This is a genomic window from Alistipes sp. DJF_B185, from assembly GCF_964250025.1.
In the GTDB taxonomy this organism is placed as follows: domain Bacteria; phylum Bacteroidota; class Bacteroidia; order Bacteroidales; family Rikenellaceae; genus Alistipes; species Alistipes finegoldii.
On record NZ_CAXUDY010000089.1, the window covers coordinates 1 to 693 of the forward strand.

Sequence of the window (693 nt, forward strand, 5' to 3'; positions counted from 1 at the left end):
CCACTCCTTGTTTATCTGGTTCCCGCGGGAGTAGCGGGAAAGGGACTGCATGTTACGCGCACGTTTCTCGAACATACGCAGGTTTTCGTCGCTGTCTTCCAGGAACACGTACTGGTTGTAAAGGTGGTCGCAGGAAAGCAGAAGCCCCACGGGGGCCGCGAACGAGAGCAGGCAGTCCGAACGGTCGGTGGAAAGACGCTCGTAACGGGTGTCCGTACCCACGCGCCCCGGCAGGTCTTCCGTGTCCGAGAGCGTGTGCAGGCACACCCGTTTGTTGCCCACGCGCAGAACCTCGGCCCCCAGCTCGATGTCCTGAAGAGAAGTCGTCTCCGAGAGCGAGAGGGAAAAGTACCGCTCCAGCAGGCCCGGACAATCCGCCGTACCCGTGATCTCGTCCCCCGTGAGGCGGACAAGGGCCAAGAAACCCGAATCGTTCAGAATACGCTCGAACTGTTCCGCCGCCTCCAGGAATTTTGTCGCCGATTCCCGGTTTACCTCTTTGGGAATGATGTTGCCCCGGCAGAGGGTCGAGAAGTCTGAACGCATGTGCATACGCTCCCTCGTCGTTTTCGTCAGGTAGAGGAAGCAGGCGTGGGTCAGGAACGGACGCTCGTTGAAATGCCGCTCGTAACTGCGGGAGAGGAAACTCATGTCCCCCTCGCCCGTGGCCGGGCGGTAACGCTCGCGGATGAA

Annotated in this window: 1 protein-coding gene; it reads right to left on the reverse strand. The window is 60.5% G+C overall.

Going from position 1 to position 693, the window contains the following annotated elements:
- Window positions 1–693, reverse strand: a 693-nt coding sequence (locus tag ACESTR_RS16330; protein WP_217732989.1) for a TraG family conjugative transposon ATPase, incomplete at both ends; no start/stop codon positions are given.